The 21431-nt window shown below is 71.1% G+C and carries 11 protein-coding genes; 6 read left to right on the top strand and 5 right to left on the bottom strand.

Features of this window, described 5'->3' with window-relative positions:
* Positions 1–209: 209 nt before the first annotated feature.
* On the top strand, positions 210–1187 hold the full coding sequence (locus tag AC07A6_RS39200) for a transcriptional regulator (RefSeq protein ID WP_362469476.1): 978 nt from the start codon (positions 210–212) through the stop codon (positions 1185–1187).
* A gap of 204 nt (positions 1188–1391) precedes the next feature.
* Entirely contained in the window at positions 1392–2801 is a 1410-nt protein-coding gene (locus AC07A6_RS39205) for an NAD(P)/FAD-dependent oxidoreductase (RefSeq protein WP_478780289.1), read from the top strand.
* Here the strand turns inward: AC07A6_RS39205 and AC07A6_RS39210 are convergent.
* The 3 genes from AC07A6_RS39210 to AC07A6_RS39220 all read right to left on the bottom strand — a co-directional run bounded on the left by AC07A6_RS39210 (position 2798) and on the right by AC07A6_RS39220 (position 11894).
* Positions 2798–3682 (bottom strand): trypsin-like serine peptidase, encoded by an 885-nt coding sequence (locus AC07A6_RS39210; protein WP_478780290.1) that lies wholly within the window; start codon positions 3680–3682, stop codon positions 2798–2800. The two genes, AC07A6_RS39205 and AC07A6_RS39210, sit on opposite strands and share 4 nt — an antisense overlap.
* A gap of 374 nt (positions 3683–4056) precedes the next feature.
* The gene (locus tag AC07A6_RS39215; protein ID WP_478780291.1) at positions 4057–4506 is read right to left on the bottom strand and encodes an SUKH-3 domain-containing protein; all 450 of its coding nucleotides are present in this window, start codon (positions 4504–4506) and stop codon (positions 4057–4059) included.
* A gap of 5 nt (positions 4507–4511) precedes the next feature.
* The gene (locus AC07A6_RS39220) at positions 4512–11894 is read right to left on the bottom strand and encodes a ricin-type beta-trefoil lectin domain protein (RefSeq protein ID WP_478780297.1); all 7383 of its coding nucleotides are present in this window, start codon (positions 11892–11894) and stop codon (positions 4512–4514) included.
* Positions 11895–12563: 669 nt separating this feature from the next.
* Between AC07A6_RS39220 and AC07A6_RS39225 the strand changes: the two genes are divergently transcribed.
* The gene (locus tag AC07A6_RS39225) at positions 12564–15710 is read left to right on the top strand and encodes a DNRLRE domain-containing protein (protein WP_478780292.1); all 3147 of its coding nucleotides are present in this window, start codon (positions 12564–12566) and stop codon (positions 15708–15710) included.
* Between the two features lie 77 nt (positions 15711–15787).
* On the opposite strand, the gene AC07A6_RS39230 is transcribed toward AC07A6_RS39225, so the two are convergent.
* Positions 15788–18085 carry an immune inhibitor A domain-containing protein gene (locus tag AC07A6_RS39230; protein WP_478780293.1) on the bottom strand — a complete coding sequence of 766 codons (2298 nt, stop codon included), beginning with the start codon at positions 18083–18085 and terminating at the stop codon, positions 15788–15790.
* A 238-nt stretch (positions 18086–18323) separates the two neighbouring features.
* On the opposite strand from AC07A6_RS39230, the gene AC07A6_RS39235 reads away from it, so the two are divergent.
* Both AC07A6_RS39235 and AC07A6_RS39240 read left to right on the top strand, forming a co-directional pair.
* Entirely contained in the window at positions 18324–19439 is a 1116-nt protein-coding gene (locus AC07A6_RS39235) for an AMP-binding protein (RefSeq protein ID WP_478780294.1), read from the top strand.
* Positions 19440–19458: 19 nt separating this feature from the next.
* Positions 19459–20127, top strand: coding sequence for an O-methyltransferase (locus AC07A6_RS39240; RefSeq protein WP_362469491.1), 669 nt, complete (start codon positions 19459–19461; stop codon positions 20125–20127).
* Between the two features lie 30 nt (positions 20128–20157).
* On the opposite strand, the gene AC07A6_RS39245 is transcribed toward AC07A6_RS39240, so the two are convergent.
* Positions 20158–20688 carry a hypothetical protein gene (locus tag AC07A6_RS39245; RefSeq protein WP_478780295.1) on the bottom strand — a complete coding sequence of 177 codons (531 nt, stop codon included), beginning with the start codon at positions 20686–20688 and terminating at the stop codon, positions 20158–20160.
* A 138-nt stretch (positions 20689–20826) separates the two neighbouring features.
* On the opposite strand from AC07A6_RS39245, the gene AC07A6_RS39250 reads away from it, so the two are divergent.
* Positions 20827–21405: a hypothetical protein gene (locus AC07A6_RS39250; RefSeq protein WP_478780296.1), complete on the top strand. Its 579-nt coding sequence runs from the start codon at positions 20827–20829 to the stop codon at positions 21403–21405.
* Positions 21406–21431: the final 26 nt, after the last annotated feature.

Raw genomic sequence — 21431 nt, forward strand, 5'->3', positions numbered from 1 at the left:
GCCGGCGTTTGAGGCGCGGGGGTCTGGGGGCGGAGCCCCCAGGAAGGGGTCCGGGGCGCAGCCCCGGGGAACGGGCGAAGGGCGGGTAGGGGACCTCGCCCCGCGCAGCGGCCCCCCTCGGGCCACCCCCGGCCAGGGACACGGCATGATCGGGCCCGCAGCCCCGGCCCCCCGGGGGCACCACACCGGCAAGAGAAGGGCGGCACTCCGTGGGATGGTGGCGCATCGACACCGACGCGCTCGCGCGCAGCCGCTTCGTGGTCTCCCCCCTCGCCGAGACCACCGCCGCCCTCATGGCCCTGGAGCGCCGCACCCCCGCCCACCCCGCCGAGCGGGCCTGGCTCGCGGACCGGCTCCCGCACTACCGGGCCCACCTGGCCGCCGAGCCCCTCACCGCCGCCCTGGTGCGGGCCGCCCTCGGCCGGCTGTGGATCGCCGGGTACCTGACCCCACCGGCCCACCAGGACGGCCGCGCCTTCGCCGAGGAGCTCGCCACCGTACGCGCCGCCCCGGACGCGGTGGTCCGTACCGACCTGCGCGCCGCCACCGGCCGGCTCCCCGAGGGCCTCGACCGGGCGCGCGGCCTCGGCCCGAGGACGGCCGAACTGCTGGAGTGGGTCTGGCAGGAGGCCGTACGCCCCGACTGGGACCGGCGCCGCCGGATCGCGGAGGCGGACGTCCTGGTGCGCACCAGCCAGCTCGGCCGGGAGGGCTGGGCGGCCGCCCTGTCGGGGATGCGGCCGGGCATGGCCTGGCTGGGCGGCGGGCGGCTGCGGGTCAACCTCCAGCAGCGGCGGCCGCGCGAGCTGTCGGGGGAGGCCGGGCTGGTCTTCGTACCGGTGACGCACGCCCACGGGTGGGTGGCCTGGACCGGTACGCACCGGCACGCGCTGGTGTACCCGTGCGCGGGCCAGCTCACCCAGCCGGGTCCCGGGCCGGCCGCGCCGCAGGCGCTCGTACGGCTGCTGGGGCCGGTACGGGCGCGGGTGCTGGTGCTGCTGGAGAGCCCGAAGTCCACGACGCAGCTGGTGGCGCTGACCGGGTACAGCCTGGGGGCGGTGGCCGGGCAGCTGAAGGTGCTGCTTGCGGCGGGGCTGATCCTGCGCCGGCGGGCGGGCCGCAGCGTGCTCTACAGCAGGGTCGCGGCCGGGGACGTACTGGTGTCGGCTGCGGGCGCCGCTGAGTAGGGCGGGCCGCGCGCCGGCCCGCCGACCCCGGCCCGCCCTCACCGGCCCCCTCCCACCCCCCCCCGCAAGCCCCCTCCACCTGCCCCCGCACGCGCCCCCGACCGCCCCCTCCGCCCGTCCGCGCCCCCGCCACGCCCCGGCACGCAACCGTCCGCCCCGGCCGGGGCCTGACCCGGGCCGCCCCGGCGGCCGGACACTCGTCCCATGGACGACACTCCGGACAACCACACAGAATCCCCCGGGGACCACGCCGTGGTCCTCGGGGCCGGCCTGGCCGGGCTGTTGACGGCACGGGTCCTGGCGGGGCGGTTCGCCCGCGTCACCGTCGTCGAGCGCGACGAACTGTCGCTGGACGGGCCGGAGTTCCGTCCAGGCCTGCCGCAGTCCCGGCACGCGCACGTGCTGTGGGCGCGCGGTGTCGAGCTGATGGAGCAGCTGCTGCCCGGCACCACCGCCGAGCTGCTGGAGGCCGGCGCGGCCCTGCTGGAGTCGCCGCGCGACTTCCTGTGGCTGAGCCCCTCCGACTGGTACCGGCACGTACCGGGCGCCGGGATGCTGATCGGCAGCCGGGAGCTCCTCGACTGGACGCTGCGCCGCGCCGTGCTGCGCGACGGCCGGATCCGGATGCTCGGCGGCCGGCTCGCGACCGGGCTCGTCGGCGGGCCGGGCAACCGCTCGGTGACCGGCGTGACCTTCCGCGACGGCGGCCGCCTCGCCGCCGCGCTCGTGGTCGACGCCACCGGCCGCACCTCCAAGGCCCCCGCCTGGCTGGCCGCCCTCGGCTACCCCGCCCCGGCGGTCACCCGCTACGACTCCCACCTCGGCTACTCCAGCCGCCCGTACGCCATCCCCAAGGCCGCCCTGGACGACCCGCGGCGCCGCTGGCACGCCATGTACGTACAGGGCCGCCCCGAGAGCCCGCGCGGGGGAGTGCTGGTGCCGCTGGAGGGGGACCGCTGGCTTGTCACCCTGATCGGCAACGGCGAGCACGCCCCGCCCACCAAGGACCCCGAGTTCCTCGGCTTCGCCCGCACCCTGCGCAGCCCCGCCCTCTACGACGCCATCCGCGACGCCGAACCGCTGGCCCCGCCCTCCGGCTTCCGGGCCACCGCCAACGAGTGGCGGCACTACGAGCGCATGGACCGCTGGCCGGAGGGCCTCCTCGTGGTCGGCGACGCGGCCTGCCGCTTCAACCCGGTCTACGGGCACGGCATGACCGTCGCCGCCATCACCGCCCAGGCCCTGGGCGACGCCGTCAGGGGCCTGGCCACCGCCCAGATCCCGGGACAGGCGCGCCGCGTCCAGCGGCACACCGTCACCGCGGCCAACGTCGCCTGGCAGATCGCCACCAGCGAGGACCTGCGCTACCCGGGCACCGAGGGCCCGGCGCCGGACCGCGCGACCCGCGTCCTCCAGGCGTACATGTCCCGCGTCATGGCAGGGGCCAACTCCGACCCCGCCCTTTCGGCCCCCTTCTTCGGTGTCCTCTCCCTCTCCACCCCGCCGAACACCCTGCTCACCCCGGGCACGGTGCTCCGCGTCCTGTCGAAGTGGCGCCTGCCGACCTCACCCCGCACGACGACGGCCTACCCGCCGCACCACGGCCCGGCCTAGTCCCGCACGGCCCGCTCGTACAGCTCCCGCACCCCGTCCCCGAAGTAACTGCTGTACGAAGTCACCTCGTCCCCGCCTCCATCGCGGCCGCCGATCACCCCGATCAGGGTCCCGGCCGCGGTCAGGACGGGGCCGCCGCTGGTCCCGTTGGGCACGTCCGCGCAGTCCAGCCGCAGCTGCGTGGACCCGGCGGCGACGGCTGTGTTGGCGCACCCCAACGGCTGCTCGGCGTCGTTGGGGTAGCCCACCAGCCGGGCGGGGGCGGGCAGCTGCTGCCCGAACCGCACGGGGTGCGCCCCGGTGACGTCCTCCAGCCGCTGCCCGGCATGCCCGGGCCGGCGCACCCGGATGAACGCCACGTCGTAATCCGGGTCCGCGTCCCGCACCCACCGCGGATCCACATCGATCCGCGTCGGCACCCACACCCCGAACGGCGCCTTCCCGTCGGCGTACCCGGGCACGAACGCCAGATTGGTCCGGAAGCCCCGCGCGTACACGCAATGCGCGGCGGTCACGACGAGATCCCCGCCCGCCGAATGCACCACGCTCCCGGAACAGTGATGCTCGTCGTCCCAGTCCACCCCGGGCGAGAACAAAGCCCCGATGGCCGCCTCAGGCTCGACGTCCACGGCTTCGAGCGGCTCGGACACCTTCCAGGCCCCCTCGCCTGCCACCCGCCGCTCCCCGCCCCCCTCGACAAGCCCCTCCAGAGCCTCGGCGGCGGTCTCGTCCCCCACCCGCTCGCCCTGCACGTAACTCCCGCGCCCGGCGTCCCCCACGGCAACGGTGCCGAACCGCCCCACCGCAAAGGCCACCCCGGCGACCACGAGCGCACAACAGACCCCGGCCAGCACACACACCCGCACGGCCCTGCCCGTCATGCCCCACTCCCGAAGATCGCCACCCCAGCGCAACGCCTGCGGCTCCCTGGCAGGTTCCCCACCGGAACGTGTCCGCCCTCACATGCTCCGGCCGTTCGTTCCTCTCTCGCGACCGCTCCTTACCTCCCCGGCAGTGGATGCTCGCAGAAACGCCCGGACCCGGGCTCTCCTGCCCTTGACTACCTCGCTCCACGTTCACACCGGTTATGCCTGAGGATTCCGAGCGCGCCCATGCGGAAGCCCCGCCAGGAAACACCTGACGGGGCTTCAATGCGCTCAGGAAAATCGACTGCAAGGCACTGATCTGGTTCGACTTGGAGTGGCAGAAGCGCTCAAGGCGGGTCCATCAGATCCAACCGTACTGGCCGTACGTGTCAGTCGCCTCCGTCATCAATAACGGTTGGCTGCACCCCCAGAATGAGATTGTTCAAAGCTTTCGGCATGAGCCCGAAGGATGCAAGCCACGTCTCCACGAGATACAACTCGCCCAGCTCGTCGATTCCGAGGAAGAATCTACCCTCGTCGTGCACGCCCACGGGGAAGATCGATTTATCGACCTCTTCGCCCCATTCCAAGAACCGATCCCCTTCGCCCACGCACAGCATGGGATCTAGCTCAAACGGTTCGCGTGCACGGCTGATCCCTGGGCCTGAGATATTTACGGCCAGCCCTCCGAATTCACGCAAGAAGACGTTGACCATCGCGTGCCGGCGAAGCCCCTCGGCTTCGAATGCCGTCAGCCATGGCTCTGCGTCAACTCGCCTCCCGGGCCGCCAGCCAGCCCCTCGCAGGACGCTGTCGACTTGGCCGGGAAAAACGTACATGTGGGTCACCTCGCGGTTACAAAAACAAGGTCGAAGGCATCTTCGAGTGCCACACAGCTATCACATGGACCGATTGGAAGCCCATGATCGGCATGCTCTCGCGATCCACGCACGATCACTGCCGCCGCCGAAGATCCTGTTGGATTGTGTCCATCTGTCAGTGCTCGGGACACGCAGACCGCCAGGCCGCAACGTCCGTGACCGCTACCACGCTCCGTCATGGGTATCGCGTCGAGTATGTCTTGCACGATCGGGTGGAGAGTCGGAGGCGTCCCCCGGATACTTGGACTTGAGTAGACCTGCCCGCCGGGCAATTCGAGGGCCTCGGCAACAGCAGGACGCGCCTTGGACGGCCTGACACTGGACGTGGTGTTGGCTTCGGCGCGAGCCGCAGCAGTTACATTGCAGTTGTGAACCAGGATTGGCGTGGCACCTGCCAGCACATAGTACGTGTGCAGGTCTGCGACGGTCAGGTTGTGGACTGCTGCCTGGGTGGTCCAGCGCCTGACGGCCTGGACTTGCACGTGGGTGCCGGCGCTGGTGCGGAGCCACTGGCCCGGCTGGAGGTCGGTGGCGTCCACCCACTTCGCCAGGTCGACCGCCCAGAAGGGGTGCTTGTCGGTGGCCGTGATGAGGTCCGTGGCCGTGCCGGCGTCGCCGTCGGTGTCGACCGTGACCTCGACGAGGTTCTTGCTGCCTTCGCCCAGGATGGTGGCCGTTACGTCCTTCGCCGCCGTTTCGCCCGTTTCCGGGTCGGTGGCGAGGACCTTGTCGCCCGGCTTCAGGTCGTCGATCGGCTTGGACGAGCCGTCGGCCATGACGACCAGGGTGCCTGCGGCGAAGCTGTTGCCGATGGGGCACGAACCGCCCTTGCCGCCGAACTTGGACATGGCCTGGCCCACGCCCTTGCCGATGGCTTTGCCCGCTGCGGCGAGGACCGGGCCGGCTGCTGCGCCCAAGGCTCCGCCTGCGGCGCCCCAAAGGGCGCCTGTTGCCATGTCCTTGAGGCTGCCCAGGATGCTGTGGTCAGCGTTCGGGTCCATGTAGTTGGCGACTGCTGCTCCCGCGGCGCCTGCGATCGCTCCGCAGCCGGCTGCCGCTGCGAAGCCCACTCCGCCCGTGGCGACACCTGCCGCTCCCGCAGCGGCGATGCAGGCGACTCCGACCACTATCTCGGTGGCGATGGAGACGATCGCGATCTTGTTCTCGTGCCAGAACTTCTTGCCGGTGTCGACGGCCTTGCGCATGGAGCAGAGGGAGAGCAGGCTGCAACTCGCCGCCTTCTTGGGCTTCGAGGACTTCGAGACCGAAGGTCCGGTGCCTGCCCTGGAGCCGTAGTAAGGCTTCGCGACCTTGTCCTGCTCCGTGTACGCGCTGTTGTAGTCGCCGCGGATGGGAGTGGGCCGGTTCGGGTGGCCCACCGGGAGGTTGTCGTCGCGGGGGTTGTAGTGGCCGCCGCAGTGGCCGTTCTTGCAGTCGGTCTCGATGAGGCCGGACGGGTCGCTCTTGTTGACCGGGTTGCCGCTGGCGTACGTGTACCCGTTCATCTGCGTCGGGTTGGTGATGTCGATGACCGGGTCGACGGAGATGAAGCGGCCGGTGGTGGCTTCGTATTCGCGGGCGCCGATGTGCGTCAGGCCGGTGTTGGTGTCGTCGATGCCGCTGCCGAGGAAGCCGCGGCTGCCAGTCCAGTTGGCAGGTTGGGTGCCGCGGGGGTTGCCGTACGGGTCGGACTTGCGGCGGCTGATCGCCTGCCCGGCGGTCTGCTCCACCGACGTGGTGGCGGTGCCGTGGTGGTCGGCGAGCTGGACGGTGAGCTGGTGGTTGTCGGCCTTGCCGCTGGTGCGGCGGACCGTGGTGGCGCCGGCGCCGCTGTAGTAGCGGACGGCGTCGACGGGCTGGCCGGCCTTGTTGACGGTGATCTCGGCTTCGCCGAGGTAGAGGGTGCGGGAGCTGCCGGTTTCCTCGATGAGGCGGTTGCCGCCGGCGTCGTAGACGTACGTGGTGGTGTTGTCGAAGGTGAACTGCTGGGGGCCGGTGGCGTTGCAGGGCCACAGCTGGAGGTCGGTGCCGTCGGCGGCGTTGTTGGGGACGTCGACGCACTGGTTGGTGGCCGGGTTGTTCAGGGACTTGTCGCCGGCTCGGTGGACGAACTTCTGCTTGTCGCTGCCGTCACAGGTGGCCAGAACCAGCTTGGTGCCGCTGGTGGTGAGGCACTTGTCCAGGGCGCGGACGGTGTCGCCGGTCAGGCGCCACTGCTGGGCCTTCGTTTCGTTGCAGGGGTGGATCTGGACGGGCGTGCCGTCGGCGGTCCCGCCGTACTCGACGTCCATGCATTTGCCGGAGGCGCCGATCACGGACACGGCTCCGATGCCGGGGCTGCCGGCCGAGGTGATCTTGTTGCGGCGGTCCCAGTTCAGGGTCTGGGTGTCACCGTCGATGCGCCGGCTCTTGGTGTTGCCGGAGGCGTCGTACTCGTAGGTGGACAGGGAGGTGACCGTGGAGCCCGGGTTGCGGGTGGTCTTCTCGGCCTTGGACAGGGCGTGGGGCTGGGTCTTCAGCGGCGGCTGGGCGCCGTTGGTGGCGATGGTGACGCCGTAGGTGTAGGTGGTCTCGTCGTCCAGCGCGCTGTTGGTCAGGTCCTTGTTGACCAGCTTGGTGCGGTTGCCGATCGCGTCGAACTGGTACTCCTGCCAGAACCCGTCACCGTCCGGACCGGGCGTGACGTCGGCCAGGCTGGGGCCCGTGCAGGACGCGGTCTTGCCCGTCCAGGCCTTGGTGAGCTGGCCCATCGGGTCGTACGCGTAGCACTGGCGGTCCTCCCGGCCGCCGGGCTGGGAATCGGTGATCGAGCTGATGTTCCCGGCCGGGTCGTACGCGTAGGAGACGTCGCTGACGCGGTTGGGGCCGCCGGTCTCCCGGTCGGTGATCTGGTTGGTGACCTGCCCGGAGTTCTGGTTGTACTGGGTCGTCGTCCACACCCGGTTCGGCGCGTTGCCGGTCGCGGTGCGCAGGACGTTCCCGAACGGGCCGTACTTGACGTCGGCGGTGTACCAGTTCAGCCCGGACAGGGTCTGGGGCAGGCCGTCCGCGTTGTAGCGGGTGACCAGCTTCTCGGCGGCCAGGCCGCCCGGAGTGGCCGGGAGGGTGGTCGACTGGACCTTGCCCGTCGGCGTGTAGGTGGTGCTGTAGGCGTAGGTGCCGGCCAGGCCCTTGGTCGCGGGGACGTTCGGGATCGTGATCTTCGAGCCGGTCGGGCGGTACTCGGCGTCGTAGCCGGTGACCTCGCTGGTGTACGCCGCACCGCCCTCGTAGCGGGTTGAGCCGACGGGCTGGCCCTTGGCACCGGGCAGGGTGTCGAAGGTGAAGGACGCGACGAGGGGCCCGTTGGGGGCGTCGTCACGCAGCTCGGTCGTGCGGCCGAGGACGTCGTACGTCGTGTACTGGGTGCGGCCGCTGGAGTCCTTCGCCCAGAGCTGCTGGTCGAGGTTGTCGTAGCCGAACTCCGAGCGTCCCGTGTCCGGGTCCTCGGACCACGTCTTGCGGCCGCGGACGTCGTAGCCGTAGGTCCACTTGTTGCCGGCCGCGTCGGTGACCTGCGACAGCTTGTTGCGGACGTCGTAGGCGTACGAGGTCTTGGTCCACGTGGTGAGGTCGGTCGACGTCGCGTATTCGATGGCCGACGTACGTCCCAGCGGGTCGGTCCACGTCTTCGTGGCACGGCTGCCCTTGAGGGGGCTGTTGCCGTCCGTGGACATGGCCGAGCGGGTGAGGGTGAAGTCCCCCTCGTACTGCGCGATGTCGGAGTACTGCGGCACGTCCGCGTGCAGCGTGGTGGTGCGGACCGCCCGGCCGAGGCCGTCGTACGCCGTCTCAGTGGAGTTCGGGACCTGGAAGACGCTCTCCGGAACGAAGATCTTGTTCGTCGGGGCGCCTTCGGCGTAGTAGCCGTTGTTCGTGCGCCGGACCGTGCCGTTCGCGCTGTACAGCGTGTCCGTGATGAGGCGGCCGCCTCCCACGGCCTCGCCCTGGCTCTGGCGCGGGCGCAGCAGGCCGTCGTAGATCGTGATGGCCTTGCTGTAGGTGCCGTCGTCCTGGAGGGTGTTGCTGGTGACGACCGGCGGCTCGTGCTCCGTGACCTGGTAGGAGAAGGTGAAGGCGGCCTTGTCGGTGCCGGGCTTCTGCGAGGGCGTCCACACGGCGGTGGAGCGGCCCAGGTTGTCGTAGGTCGTGGTGACCTTGCGGCCGTTGCCGTCGGAATCCTCCAGGGGAAGACCGCGGCCCGGGTCGCTCTTGCTGGTGGTCGTGTGCCCGAGTGCGTTGGTGCTGGTCACGGCGAAGGGCGTGCCGCTCGCCGGGCTGTAGGTGGTGGTGACGGCATTGCCCGCCCCGTCGAACACCTTGACCGGGCGGCCGAGGGCGTCGTACTCGGTACGGCCGGTCGTGATCCAGCCGGTGCCCGCGGCGTCGTTGGTGTCGACCTGCTGGACGAGGCCCTTCGAGGGGGCGGCGCCGAACGCGTTCAGCGCGTCGTAGGACGTGCGCGTGTCCGAGAGGAGCGCGCCACTGCCGGCCTGCGAGCAGTCACCCGCGGTGGTGCGGATCCGCTGGGGCAGACCGATGAGGTGCTTGTCGGTGTTGTGGACGTAGGTCGTGGTGGCGCAGGTCTGGTCGGTGGTCTTCCAGCCGCCCGTGCCGTTCGGACTGATCGCCTCGTTCTGCACCGTCTGGGTGAGCCCGTAGGTGGGATCGAAGGTGGTGCGGCTGCGGAGGGTCCTGGTCGCGCCGCCGCTCACCGTCTGGATGTTGTCCGAGCGGGACGTACCGGAACGGTAGGCGTCCAGTGGTGTGGTGCCGTCCCTCGGACGGGAGGCGGTCTTCTGGCTCCAGGGCCAGGTGAGCGACCGTGACACCACGCTGCCGCCGGTCTTGGAGTAGGTGATGGTCTCGGCGGCGCTCCCCTGGTACTGGGGAAGGTCCTCGCCGAGGTCCTCCGTGTTGGTGGAGTCCTTGACCGTGATCTTGGCCCGGCCCGCGTCGCCGGACATGCCGCGGAAGTAGCGGGTACGGGTCTGGGACTCTTCGGTCGCGTCGGACTTGCCCGTGGCGGCCGTGACACCCTTGTTCACGACGACACTGGCGTAGCCCCGCCATTGGCTGTAGGTGCGCAGTTCGGGCTTGGAGAATTCGTCGGTGTCCCTGCCCCAGGCGGCGTCGCCCTCGTAGGTGTAGCGAGTGGTGACGTCCGGCTGACGGGACACCCGGTCCTTCTCGGTGACCTTGTCGACCACGTACTTGTTGAACCACTCCAGCGGGGGCTTCTCCACCTCGCTGTCCGGTGACCAGTGCACCGGGTAGCAGCGGGTGGTGTTCTCCTCCGGCTTGGGGTGTGCCCCGCCGACGGGGCAGGGAGCGGAGTATCCGACGGAGACCTCGCCGCCCGTCTCCGTGCGGATGGTCTCCACGCGCAGACGGTCGAAGTCCGGGGTGGCGTCGGTGGCGCCCGTCGCGACGCGGTTTGGCATGTCGCGGACGTTCGGCAGGAAGGAGACGGCCGGCAGCGAGGTGCTGTCCTGTGTGCGGTCCGCCTTCGGGATGCCGTAGCCGGTACGGGTGATGGACTCCAGCCAGAGCGGCGGGTGGGTGTCCGTGCGCTGGCGGGGGAAGGACTGCGCCAGGTCCCAGCGGTCCACGAGGGACAGGGCCGTGGAGCCTTCGGTGCGCTGGGCGCTGGTGGTGACCGAGGTCAGGCGCTTACGGGTCCAGAAGGTCGGGGCGCCGGTGTAGCAGTCCTTGGCGGTCGCCTTGCAGTTCAGCGTGGACGGGGTGTCCCACCAGGGCTGCTTGGCACCGTAGTTGTTGCCCTCGAACTCGGCGTCCGAGCACTGGGTGACGCCTTCCTTGATGCAGCGCTCCGCGACGGTGAACTCGACCTTGGCCGCCGGGGGACCGGACAGGTTGTCGCTGCGCAGGCCGTAGCTGATCTGCGTCGGGTATCCGGCACGCACGTAGGAGACGGGCTGCTTGAACTTCTCGTTCTTCGCGTAGCGGTTGGTCTCCCTGGCCCAGTCGATGACCATCGCGTTGCCGTGGACGTCCTCGACGTAGTCGAGGTTCCAGCGCCAGCCCTGGTCGCAGGAGGAGGCGGCGAAGGAAGCCTGGTAGCAGGGCTCGCCGGGGTGGTTGCCGAAGACCGGCACGCTGAGGACCGAGTTGGTGACCGGACGGCTCCCCGCGCCATCGACGTCGTGACGGCCGAAGAAGTACCGGACCCCTTCACGAGTGGTGACGACCCAGTACTCGCCGTCCTTGGCCCCGTTGGCGATGCCGGCGTCCGTCTTGCGCTCGACCCGGGAGCCGTCGTCCGTGGCGGGGATCCACCGACCGGTCGCCGTGTCGTGTACGAGCTCGGTCGTGGATCCGCCGAGGGACATGACGACGTTGTCGCCCGCCCAGCACAGGTCGCTCTTCTTCTTGTCGGTGCTGTTGTCGTTGTTCGGCTTGCCCGGGGCGGCCTTGAGGTCGTCCGAGCAGGAACGGTAGCGGCGCTCGATGTAGCCGGGCTCGTAGTTCCAGCCGTCACCGACCCATGAAGCCTGGCCGTTGGCGACGGACGTCTTGCCGTCGACCGCCTGGGAGGAGTAGCCGAAGCCGACCTGCGGTGCCGGCCCGGCGGGCGGGGTGGGCATGGTCAGCGGGTACGACCAGGAGAAACCGCCGCCGCTGCCGCCGGCGGTCCAGGAACCGGACGGGGACAGGGAGGTGGCCTTGTACGTGCCGCCCGCGCCGGATGCGCCGTCCGAGGCCGCGAGAACCATCGCCCCACCGCTGCCGCCGGCCATGGTGCGCAGCCCCTGACCGGGTGCGGCGGCCGGGTCGACGGTGGCGCGCACGGTGCCGGTGGCGGGGTCGTTCGTGCTCGGGACGTCCTTCGCGACGGTGCACTCGGGGACGTCGGGGGTTTCCAGGAAGCACGCCGGCAGCTGCTTGAGTTCGAGGCGGGTGGCCCACTCGGTGCCGTAGAGGTCCTTGAACTTCGTGTAGTCGAGCTGGACGTCCACGGGCGTCGCGGCGTCGACCGGCGGGGTGACCTTGATCAGCGCGCCGTCGACGTTCGCCGCCTCGGTGGCGGTGCGCGTCTCGACCGCCACGGACCAGGTGCCGGAGGGCGTCGGCGGAGCCGGGTTCTCCGGGGTCGGGCTGGCCTTGCCGATGCTCACCGGCAGGGCGCCGGCCTTCACCAGCTGGTCACCGGCCAGTGTGACGGGTTCGGTACCGCCGGCCGGCGGCGTCACCTTCGACGGCTCGTATTCGGGCGGTGGCTGGACCGGAGCGCCGGACCAGCCTTCGAGTTTGGCCGCCTCCACCTTGTCGAGCTTGGCCTTCATGTCCTGCTGGAGCCCGGGCAGCTGGACACCACTGCGGTCTCCCGGCGGCGCGGCCCAGGCGTCGACGGGCAGCAGAGTCACCGCCAGGACGAAGGACAGCGTGATGCCGGTGCTGCCGGCAAGGCGTGCACGTCTGGCGCGCGCCTTTCTGTTTCCGGGCAGGCGGAAATTGTTCGCCGAAAACGGCGACATGTGGACCCCCCACGATCTGCCGCCGACGGCTATGGCGCGTGGGCGGCAGGCGACTGACAAATAGCCGCTGATTTTGCAGTGGGGAAGTGAACAAAATCCACTAACTCGGATTCGGTGTGTCCTTTGTCGCTTTACTTGGCGCGTAGCCGGGGGCAATCGACGCAAATCGGTTGCAAACGGTGCTTCGGCGGCCTGAATCAAGGGGTGACGGTGTCGGAGTGATGGTTCATGCTCTGCTCGCACAGCCATTTGCGTGAGGGTGAGTGGGGAGCGAACCCTTCGCATTTTGAGCCAGTGGCTTGAAATACATAACGCATGCCGAGGGTGGCTGAATTCGTGCACCCGAGGGGGGAAGGATTACCCGTGGATGTCCGTGAATCCGTGGATGAAAGTCCGCCGACCGCTGCTTCGGAAAGCAGGATCGCCCAGCCGCCGCCCCGTTGGTTCCGGCGTCGTAGAGCCGCCGGAGGCCTGGCCGTGCTGTTGGCGGTAGCCGTTGCGGTGCCGATCGTGATGCTCTCGACCGACGCGGACCGGCCACGGAGGCAGGCCAAGCCCGCTCCGGCTTCGAATGCACCCGTCGGTGCGCCCGAGGCGCGGCGACTGGCGAAGGAGAGCGGCAAGGAAGTCGAGGTCACGGCGGATCGCACCGCCCACACCAGCACGTTCGCCCAGCCGGGTGGACAGTTCAAGCTGCGGGTCCACAGCGCGGCCACGAGCGCCAAGGTCGGCAACGAGTGGAAGCCCATCGACACCACCCTCCAGAAGGTGGACGGCGGATTCGCGCCGAAGGCCGTGAACGGCAGCGTGGTGTTCAGCGCCGGAACCAGGAGCCAGCCGACCGGTGGCGGCGGAGGGGGTGGTGAACGGGCTTCGCGCGGAATGCCGAGGACGGCCCTCGTGCATCCCGCTGCCCTGAAGGCCGACACGCCCACACCTCAGTGGACCGACCTGGTACGGCTGAATCTCGACGGACACGAACTGGTGGTCGGCTGGCCGGGTACGCTTCCGGAGCCCGTCATCTCGGGGCCGCGGGCACTGTACGAGAACGTCCGCCCGGGCATCGACCTGGTGATGACCGCGCAGGACGGCGGATACACGCACGTGCTGGTCGTCAAGGACAAGAAGGCCGCCGCCGACCCGCTGCTCGGCCAGCTGAACTACCGGCTCTCCTCTCCGGACCTGACCTTCCACCTCGACGAGGTTTCGCACTCCGTCAGCGCCCGTGACGGCAAGGGCGAGGAGGTGGCCGGTTCCCCGACCCCCTTCATGTGGGACTCGGCAGGCAAGACCGCCGTGACGGAGGGCGAGCCGGCCGCCAAGCCTGCTCCCGAGGCCAAGGACCACCCGACCCTCGCCCTGTCGGGCCTCAATGGAGCCGAAGGCAACCACGCGATCTCCGCCGGTGCCGCACTGAGCCCCGAGAACGTCCTGACGGTGAAGCCGGACACCCGCCTCTTGGAGGACGCGGACACGGTCTACCCGGTCTTCATCGATCCCTCCTTCAAGGGGCACAAGCAGAACTGGACCCTCTTCTACAAGACCGAGGGCAAGTCCAGCTTCTGGAACGGCCAGAACTTCAACAGCGGCAGCGGCGCGCCCGAGGCGCGCGTCGGCTACGAGTCGACGACCAACGGAACATCACGGTCGGCCTTCATCTTCGACTTCGGCACGCAGATCCACGGGGCCCAGATCCGGTCGGCCAGACTCAGGATGCTGCAGACCTACTCGTGGAGCTGTGACCCGACGTCGTTCGACGTCTACCACACGCCTCTCATCACCAGTTCGAGCACCTGGGACAACACGAGCGACGGCAACTTCTGGGGCAAGCGGATCGCGAGCGCCTCCACCGCCTACGGCTACAAGAGCGGCTGCCCGGACAACTGGGTCGGCATCGACATCAAGCCGACCGTCGAAGAAGGCGCCCGCGGCGCCTGGCAGAACCTCACCCTCGGCCTGCGCTCGCCGAACGAGAGCAACCCGAGTCACTGGAAGAAGTTCCTCGCCAACGGTGAGAGCGCCCCGTACATCGAGGTCGAGTACGCCAAGTCTCCCGACACGCCGGTCCTGGCGAACATGAGCACCTCGCCCGGCGGTGGGTGCGTCACCGGGCAGCCGTACACCAAGATCGGCAAGGCCGATGTGGACTTCCGTGCCAAGGCCACGGACGGCGACGGCAATCTGCGTCGGCTGAGCTTCAGGATCTGGTCCGCCGACGGCTCCCCCGTCGCTGACGAGCTCCGCGACACCAACGGCGACGGAGCCGCGAACGTGACCGTCCCTTGGGAGAAGTTCACCCCGGGCAAGACGTACTTCTGGCTCGCCCAGGCCGTCGACTGGGACGGACAGTGGTCCGGCAGCGGCCCCATGGACTCCGGTGGTGGCGGCTGGTGCACCTTCACCGTCGACCACACCCAGCCCACACCGCCCACGATCCGCTCCGAAGACTTTCCCGCCCCCGGACCCGACGGCGCCGAGTGGAGCAAGAACCCCCTCGGGCCCGGGAAGATCACCGTGATCGCGGGCGGTACCAACCCGGCCGACATCCGGGAGTTCCAGTGGTCGCTGAACCACCCCGTCTACGACCAGAAGGCCGTCCCCGCCGCCGGCCAGGACACCGTCACCCTCGACGTGAACCCGGACAACGCCGGACCGAACCTCTTCTACGTCCGCATCGTCAACAAGGCCGGGAACCCCTCGACCCCCTTCACCTACACCTTCTACGTCCGTTCCCGCCCCGGCCTCGACGGCGCCGGAGACGTGACCGGCGACGGGAAGGCCGACGTACTGGCCGTGGACGGGGCCGGCGACCTGCGGGTCTACCCCGCCGACCGGGTCGGCGACGTCGACGCCTGGATGCCCGCCGCCACCGACAACGGCAAGCCGGCACCCGCCGGCTACTGGAAGGACGCGAGCGGCAAGTCCGCCCTCATCGCCCACTCCACCGACTGGTACCCCGGGGACGGCATCACGGACCTCGTCGCCCGCATGCCCGACGGCAAGCTGTACGTCTACCAGGGTGACGGCAACGGCCGCTTCGACATCAGCAGGCGCACCGAGATCCTGCTGCCGCCCGGAGCACCGGGCCCGGCCACCTTCAGCCAGATCGTGGTCGTCCAGGACGTGAACGGGGACAACACCGAGGAGATCTTCGCCACCGCCGGAGACGCCTTCTGGGTCCTGACCGGATACAGCGGTGCCACCATCACCGAAGCCCGTCAGCTCTCCGCGACCAGCTGGACGTCGCGCGACATCATCAACGTCCGCGACGTCACCGGCGACGGCGTGCCCGACCTGCTGTTCCGCGACGATTCCAGTTCCGAGCGGGGGCTGGCCCTGCGCCGGGGCAAGCCCGGAGCGGGCGGCGGAGTCGACATCAACTCCCTCGCGCTGGCCGTGAACTCGGCCGACGGCAAGGACCTCACCTACGCCACCACGGGCTGGGACAGCACCATGTGGCCCCTGCTGCGCGGCACCCCCGACGTCAATGACGACGGGATCCCCGACTTCTACGCCACCCGCAACGACGGCACCCTCCACCTCTTCTACGGAGGCCGGACCGCCATCGGCAACGGTTGGCGCGTCGAGGAGGACGACTGGAACACCGCCCGCGCGATCGGGTGAGTGGTGTGTGGTGAGAGATGAGTGACGAGCGCCCCGCCGGGAGGAAGGTCCGGCGGGGCGCTCGTGTGGGGGTGGGGTCAGGGGGAGGGGGTGAGTTGGAGGGTGGTGCGGGTGGGCGTTTCCTTGGTGATCTCGATGCGGGTGCCGGTGTCCGGGACCTTGACGCCGAGTTGGGGGAGGTCGGCGGTCCAGTACGTGTCGCGGTGGTCGTCGAAGACGCGGACGCCCGGGCGGGAGGGGACGGTCAGGGATGTGCCCGGCTTGTGGAGGGTGATGCGGTCCGTCGGGCGGGTCGAGAACGGGGCGTCGAAGGTCTGGGCGCGGGCGTTCAGGAGGCTGCCGTCCTGGAAGCGCAGGGGGGCCGGGCGGGCGTCGACCGGGAGGATGAGGCCGTTGCCCGGGTGGGCCTTGGTGGTGTTGTCGCTGTACGCGGTGTCCCAGAGCCAGAGCAGGACGCCCTGCTGGTAGGGGTAGAACTCCACCCGCTGGTCGGTGGAGGCGAAGTTGTAGGGGCCCGTCTTGAGGAAGGAGCCGTATCCGGTGTGGCGGCGGTTCTCGGCGAAGTAGGCGCGGGGGTGCTCCGTGGTGCCGGTGCGGCCTTCCGTGCGGGACCACTTGAGCGGGGTCCAGCCGTTGTCGCCCTGTTCGGCGCCGTCCTGGAGGAGGGTGCGGCCGTCGGCCGCCGTGATGCGGATGTCGTCGAGGGTGACGCCGCGGCCGTGGGTGTTGCCGTCCGAGGTGGTGCGGAGCCGGAGGTGGGTGGTGGACGCGGGGAGGGGGGTGGTGAGGGTGGTCCAGGACTGTGAGGTGCCCGAGATGCCCTTCGGGGGGATCGGGGTGCCGTCCAGAGTGGCGGGGAGGGGGGTCCAGGTCTTGCCGCCGTCCGCGGAGGCCTCCGCCGTGAGGAAGTCGAAGTCCTGTTCCAGGTCGTACCAGACGCGGGCCGTGAGGGTGGCCGGGCCGGCGGTGGGGTCCAGCGGGCGGGTCAGGGTGTTGTCCATGAAGTCGCCGGTGCCGCTCCACCACTGGCGGGCGCCCTCGTAGGGGTCGGTGAGCTCGGTGCGGGTGGTGGAGGGCGGGAGGTGGACCAGGAGGGCCTGGGGGTCGTCGGTGTGGTAGCCGGAGACGCCGAGGGTGGCGCGGGTCCTGCGGCCCGCGTCGGCTTCCGTGTAGTCCAGCCAGCCCAGCTGGAGCTTGCTCCACGGGTCCAGGTCGCCGGGGAACTGCCCCGTGGTGTTGGGGCCCTTGCCGAGGTAGGAGGCCGAGGACATCAGGGACCAGAAGTTGACGCTGTTGTCCCCGTCCGAGCTGTAGAGGTCGGGGAGGCCCAGGTCGTGGCCGAACTCGTGGGAGAAGAGGCCGGCTCCGCTGTTCTCGCCGCCGGTGAGGTAGTCGCCGGCCCAGATCCCGGTGTCACCGACCGGGGTGCCGCCGGCCTTGTTGCCCTCCGGGCCCGCGCTGCCGGCCTGGTTCCAGTACGCGAACCAGCGGTGCGCCCAGATCGCGTCCTTGCCCTGGGCGCCGCCGCCCCAGGTCTGGTCCTTGCCCGCATGGACGACGACCAGGTGGTCGAGGTAGCCGTCGGGTTCGTCGAAGTTCCCGTCGTGGTCGGCGTCGTAGCGGTCCCACACGTCGTACTGGGCCAGTTCGGACTTGATCTCGGCAGGGGTGCGGCCCTTCGCGCGCTCGGACTCGTACCAGGCGGTGGTGGAGTCGCGGACCAGGTCCCAGTTGGTGCGGCACTGGCCGGGCTCGGTGCACTGGTCGGTGCCGTAACGGGCTTCGTTGTAGGGGAGCTTGACCCAGTCCGTGACCTTGCCGTCGATGTCGTAGCGGCCGGAGGACTGGAGGTTGTAGTAGGCGCGCATGGACGCCGAGCCGGGCGTGGGGGAGAAGAACTGCTGCTGGTAGTAGCCCTTGTCGAAGTCCTTGCGCCAGAGGGTGTGGTTGTCGTCCGGGGCGGGCTTGCCGATGGTGTTGTGCAGGGGGCCGGGGGTGCCGCCGAAGCGGGGGTCGGCCTGGTCGCCGAACTCCGCGAGGATGACGAAGACCTTGTCCTTGCGCCGCTGGGCGAGTTCGACGTACTGGCTGCCGATCTTCGCGGTGCGGGGGAGCGGGCCGGCCGTACGGGCGGTGGCGTTGGCGGAGGGGGAGTCGCCGGAGTCGCCGGCCGCGATGCGCTCCAGGGCCTGGCGGCGCAGGGCCTGGCGCTGGAGTTCCGGCGGGGCGAGGGGCGGGGAGGCGGCCTGTTCGGCCTGGCCGGCCGGCGGGGCGGGCGGGGGAGCGGTCGCCGCCAGGGCGGCGGGGGAGGGCATGAGGGTGAGTGCGGCGAGGGATATCGCCGCTCCCGCCGAGGCGAGTGCGAGTCTGCGCAAAGGAGGTGCCCTTTCGGGGAGTTCGGTGCCGAGGGGTCGGGGAGAGCACGGGGTCGGGGGCTCGGAGCGCAGGTAATATTTCACATGTCACAGGTGATGGGTAGGGGGCTTGCGCCTGTAGTTCCGGGGTGCCCCGCCGTGTCCCCGGAGGGGTCGACGTCGTTGTGCCCCTGAGGGCTCGCCGGGGCGCCGGTCCGCCCCCGCCCCGGAACCCGAACGCACAGGGGGAGACGAGCGCATGAGCCTCGAACCGCCGTACCCCGCACTGCCCCTCGACGCCCCCTGGGAACGCCCCGGCATCGGCGCCGACGCCCCCGACGGGCCGCCGGGGCCCTGGCACCTGCCGTGGGACCGGCTCGCGCCCGCCGAGGCCGCCCGGATCCGCGAGCGGCTCGAAGGACGGGCGTACGCGTTCCAGGCCACCGACCCCGCCACCGGCGACCCCGTCCGGCGGATCTTCACCGGGGACCGGCTGCGCGCCGACGCCGAACAGACCGCCCGCCTGCTCGCCCCGTACGCGCCCGGTGCGATCGTCAGCTTCGCCCCGCCCCGGCACGCCTACGGGGCCGCCGCGACCGTGCTCCTCCCCGCCGTGACCGGGCTGCCCGTGTGGTTCTGGCCCGCCGGCGACTGCCCGCCGCCGGCCGTCCCCGCCCGGCGCATCGCCGTCGTCGCCATCCCCTCCGCCTTCCGCGCCCTCGCCCGCCACCCCCGCTGGACCGCCTCCTTCGAACAGCTCACCTTCCTGCACGGCGGCGCCGAACTCCCCCCGGAGGCGCGCCGGTTCGAAGCCGACCCGCGCGCCGTGCTGATCGAGCTGCTCGGCTCCACCGAGACCGGATCCGTCGCCCACCGCACCGGCTGGGACCCGGCCGGGCCCTGGACGCTGCTCGACGACGTCGCCTTCGCCGCACCCCGCACCGGCTCGGAGGGCCCGCTCACCGTCACCGGGCCCCGCCTGTCCGCCCTGCCCGACGGCAGCCCGCCCGACCGGCACGAGATGGACGACGTGGTCCGCCGCCTCGGCGACCGCCTCTTCCTCCGCCTCGGCCGCCGCGCCCAGCTGGTCCGCGTGGGCGGCGTCCGGTACGACCTGGGCGCCATCGCCGCCCGGCTGCGCGCCGCGCTCCCCGGAGCCGACGTCGCCTGCGTACGCGTCCCCGGACCGGCCGGCCCGCCGCACGAGGAGGCGTACGACCTGCTCGTCGCCGGAGGCGGCCCCCTGACGGCGGACGGCGTACGGGCCGCCGCGCGCGGCCTCGGCGCCGAACCCCGCCTGGTGCGCCTCGTGGACCGGATCCCGCGCGGCCCCCTCGGCAAGCCCCTGCCCGCACAGCTCACCCCGCCCGACTGACCCCGAGAGGACGTACCCCGTGAACCGGCAGCCCGAAGACGTGAAGACGGTCCCGCTCACCCCCGAGGTGTACGCGTACCTGCTCGCCCAGGCCGAGCCGCAGACCGAGGTCCAGCGGCGGCTCGTCGAGCGCACCCGCGCCCTCGGCGACCGGGCCGTGATGCAGATCCCGCACGAGCAGGGCGTCCTCCTCACCCTCCTCGCGAAACTGACCGGAGCCCGCCGGATCGTCGAGGTCGGCACCTTCACCGGCTACTCCACCCTCGCCCTCGCGGCCGGCCTGCTCCCCGGCGGACGGGTCCTCACCTGCGACCTCTCGGCGGAGTGGACCGCGATCGCGCAGGAGGCCTGGAAGGAGGCCGGGCTCGCCGACCGGATCGAGCTGAGGCTCGCCCCCGCCCTGGACACCCTGCGCGCCCTGCCTGCCGAACCCGTCGTCGACCTGGTCTTCCTGGACGCGAACAAGGACGGCTACCGGGACTACTGGGAGGAACTCGTGCCCCGCGTACGCCCCGGCGGGCTGCTCCTCGCCGACAACGCCCTCTTCGGCGGAGCGGCCGCGGACCCCGGGGCGCACGGCAACGGGCTGGCCGTCCGCGAGTTCAACGCCCACGTCCGCGCCGACGGCCGGGTGGAGTCGCTGGTCCTCCCGATCGCGGACGGGCTGCTCTTCGCGCGCAAGCTCTGAGCCTTCAGTCACCGTTTTCCTGAGCAGCCGTCAGTCGTCGTCCGCGACCGCGACGCCCAGGTCGTGGCGCATGGCGGTGCGCATCGTCCGCAGCAGCTCCCAGAGCGCGTACTGCTCGCCGGCCGCCGTGTTCATCGTCTCGCCCGGCGCGGGCTCGTCCCGTTCCAGCCGTTTGACCTGGCCGTAGACCTTGTTGAGGCCGTGGTTGAGGGCGCTCGCCGTCACGAGCACCGCGTCCGGGGCGATCATCTGCGCCTCGGAGTAGCGGTCGCGGTGCGCACCCTTCGCCGCGTCGAGCGCCTCCCGGTCGGCGTCCTCCACGGCGCGCTCCCGCATGACGTGCAGGTGGCGGTTGAGTGCGGTGACGAACTGGCGTGACTCCCGGTTGAGTTCGGCGTAGCAGGTGCGCCGCAGTGCGCGGCTCTCGCGGACCTCCTCCTGGGCGCGCACGAGTTCTATCTCCCGGCGCTTGGCCCGTTCCGCGCCCCGCTGGGTCAGCAGGGACCCGCCCAGCGTTCCGGCGACGCCCGCCACCGCGATGACCACCGAGTTGAGATCCACCCGCACGCTCCGTCAAGTCCCCCGGCCGAGTGCCCGACGCACACGCCCCGACCGCCCAGTGTGCCGTTCGGTACGCCGGGTCGCGCACTCGGCGCTATCGTGCCGGGCGGGGGAGAGCGACGAGGGGGCGGGGCGGTCATGCGGTTTCTGTTCGTTCACGGTACGGGGGTGCGGCGGGAGCGGCACGACGCGCTGTTCGCCCTGGTGCGGGAACGGCTCGGGGAGAGGTTCCCCGGGGCCGAGGTCGACTCCTGCTTCTGGGGCGAGCGGTTCGGCGCCGGGCTGAGCGCCGGCGGGCGCTCCGTACCCGGGACGCCGGAAGGCGCCGACGGGGACGAGGAGGCCGCCGAGTGGGGGCTGCTGCTCGCCGACCCGCTGTGCGAGCTGAGGGTCCTGGCCGAGGCCGGCTGGGCCGGGGAGGACCGGGAGGACGACCCCTTCGCGATGCCCGGCTTACGCCCCGCCGGGGAAGGGGTGCTGGAGCTGCTGCACCGGCTCGCCGGAGCCCCCGGCGCGGACGGCCCGGGCGAGCTGCGCAACCTGCTCGACGGCACCGGCCTCGCCGCCGGCTTCCGGCCCGCCCTGGAGGCCGCCGCCGGCTCCGCCGAAGCGGCCCGGGGGGGGGGGGGGGGGACCCCCCCCCCCCCCCCCCCCCACACCCCACACCCCCCCCCCCTCCCCACCGCCACACCAGAACCCAACCACCCCCGGGAATAAGCCAACCCCACACACCACCACAACAA

This window comes from Streptomyces sp. NPDC044002, assembly GCF_056434525.1.

What these genes read in the sequence shown, in the direction of transcription:
- AC07A6_RS39205 (WP_478780289.1), top strand. Translation starts at nt 1,392, where the DNA reads ATGGACGACACTCCGGACAACCACACAGAATCCCCCGGGGACCACGCC.
- AC07A6_RS39210 (WP_478780290.1), bottom strand. Translation starts at nt 3,682, where the DNA reads ATGACGGGCAGGGCCGTGCGGGTGTGTGTGCTGGCCGGGGTCTGTTGT.
- AC07A6_RS39215 (WP_478780291.1), bottom strand. Translation starts at nt 4,506, where the DNA reads ATGTACGTTTTTCCCGGCCAAGTCGACAGCGTCCTGCGAGGGGCTGGC.
- AC07A6_RS39220 (WP_478780297.1), bottom strand. Translation starts at nt 11,894, where the DNA reads ATGAAGGCCAAGCTCGACAAGGTGGAGGCGGCCAAACTCGAAGGCTGG.
- AC07A6_RS39235 (WP_478780294.1), top strand. Translation starts at nt 18,324, where the DNA reads ATGAGCCTCGAACCGCCGTACCCCGCACTGCCCCTCGACGCCCCCTGG.
- AC07A6_RS39250 (WP_478780296.1), top strand. Translation starts at nt 20,827, where the DNA reads ATGCGGTTTCTGTTCGTTCACGGTACGGGGGTGCGGCGGGAGCGGCAC.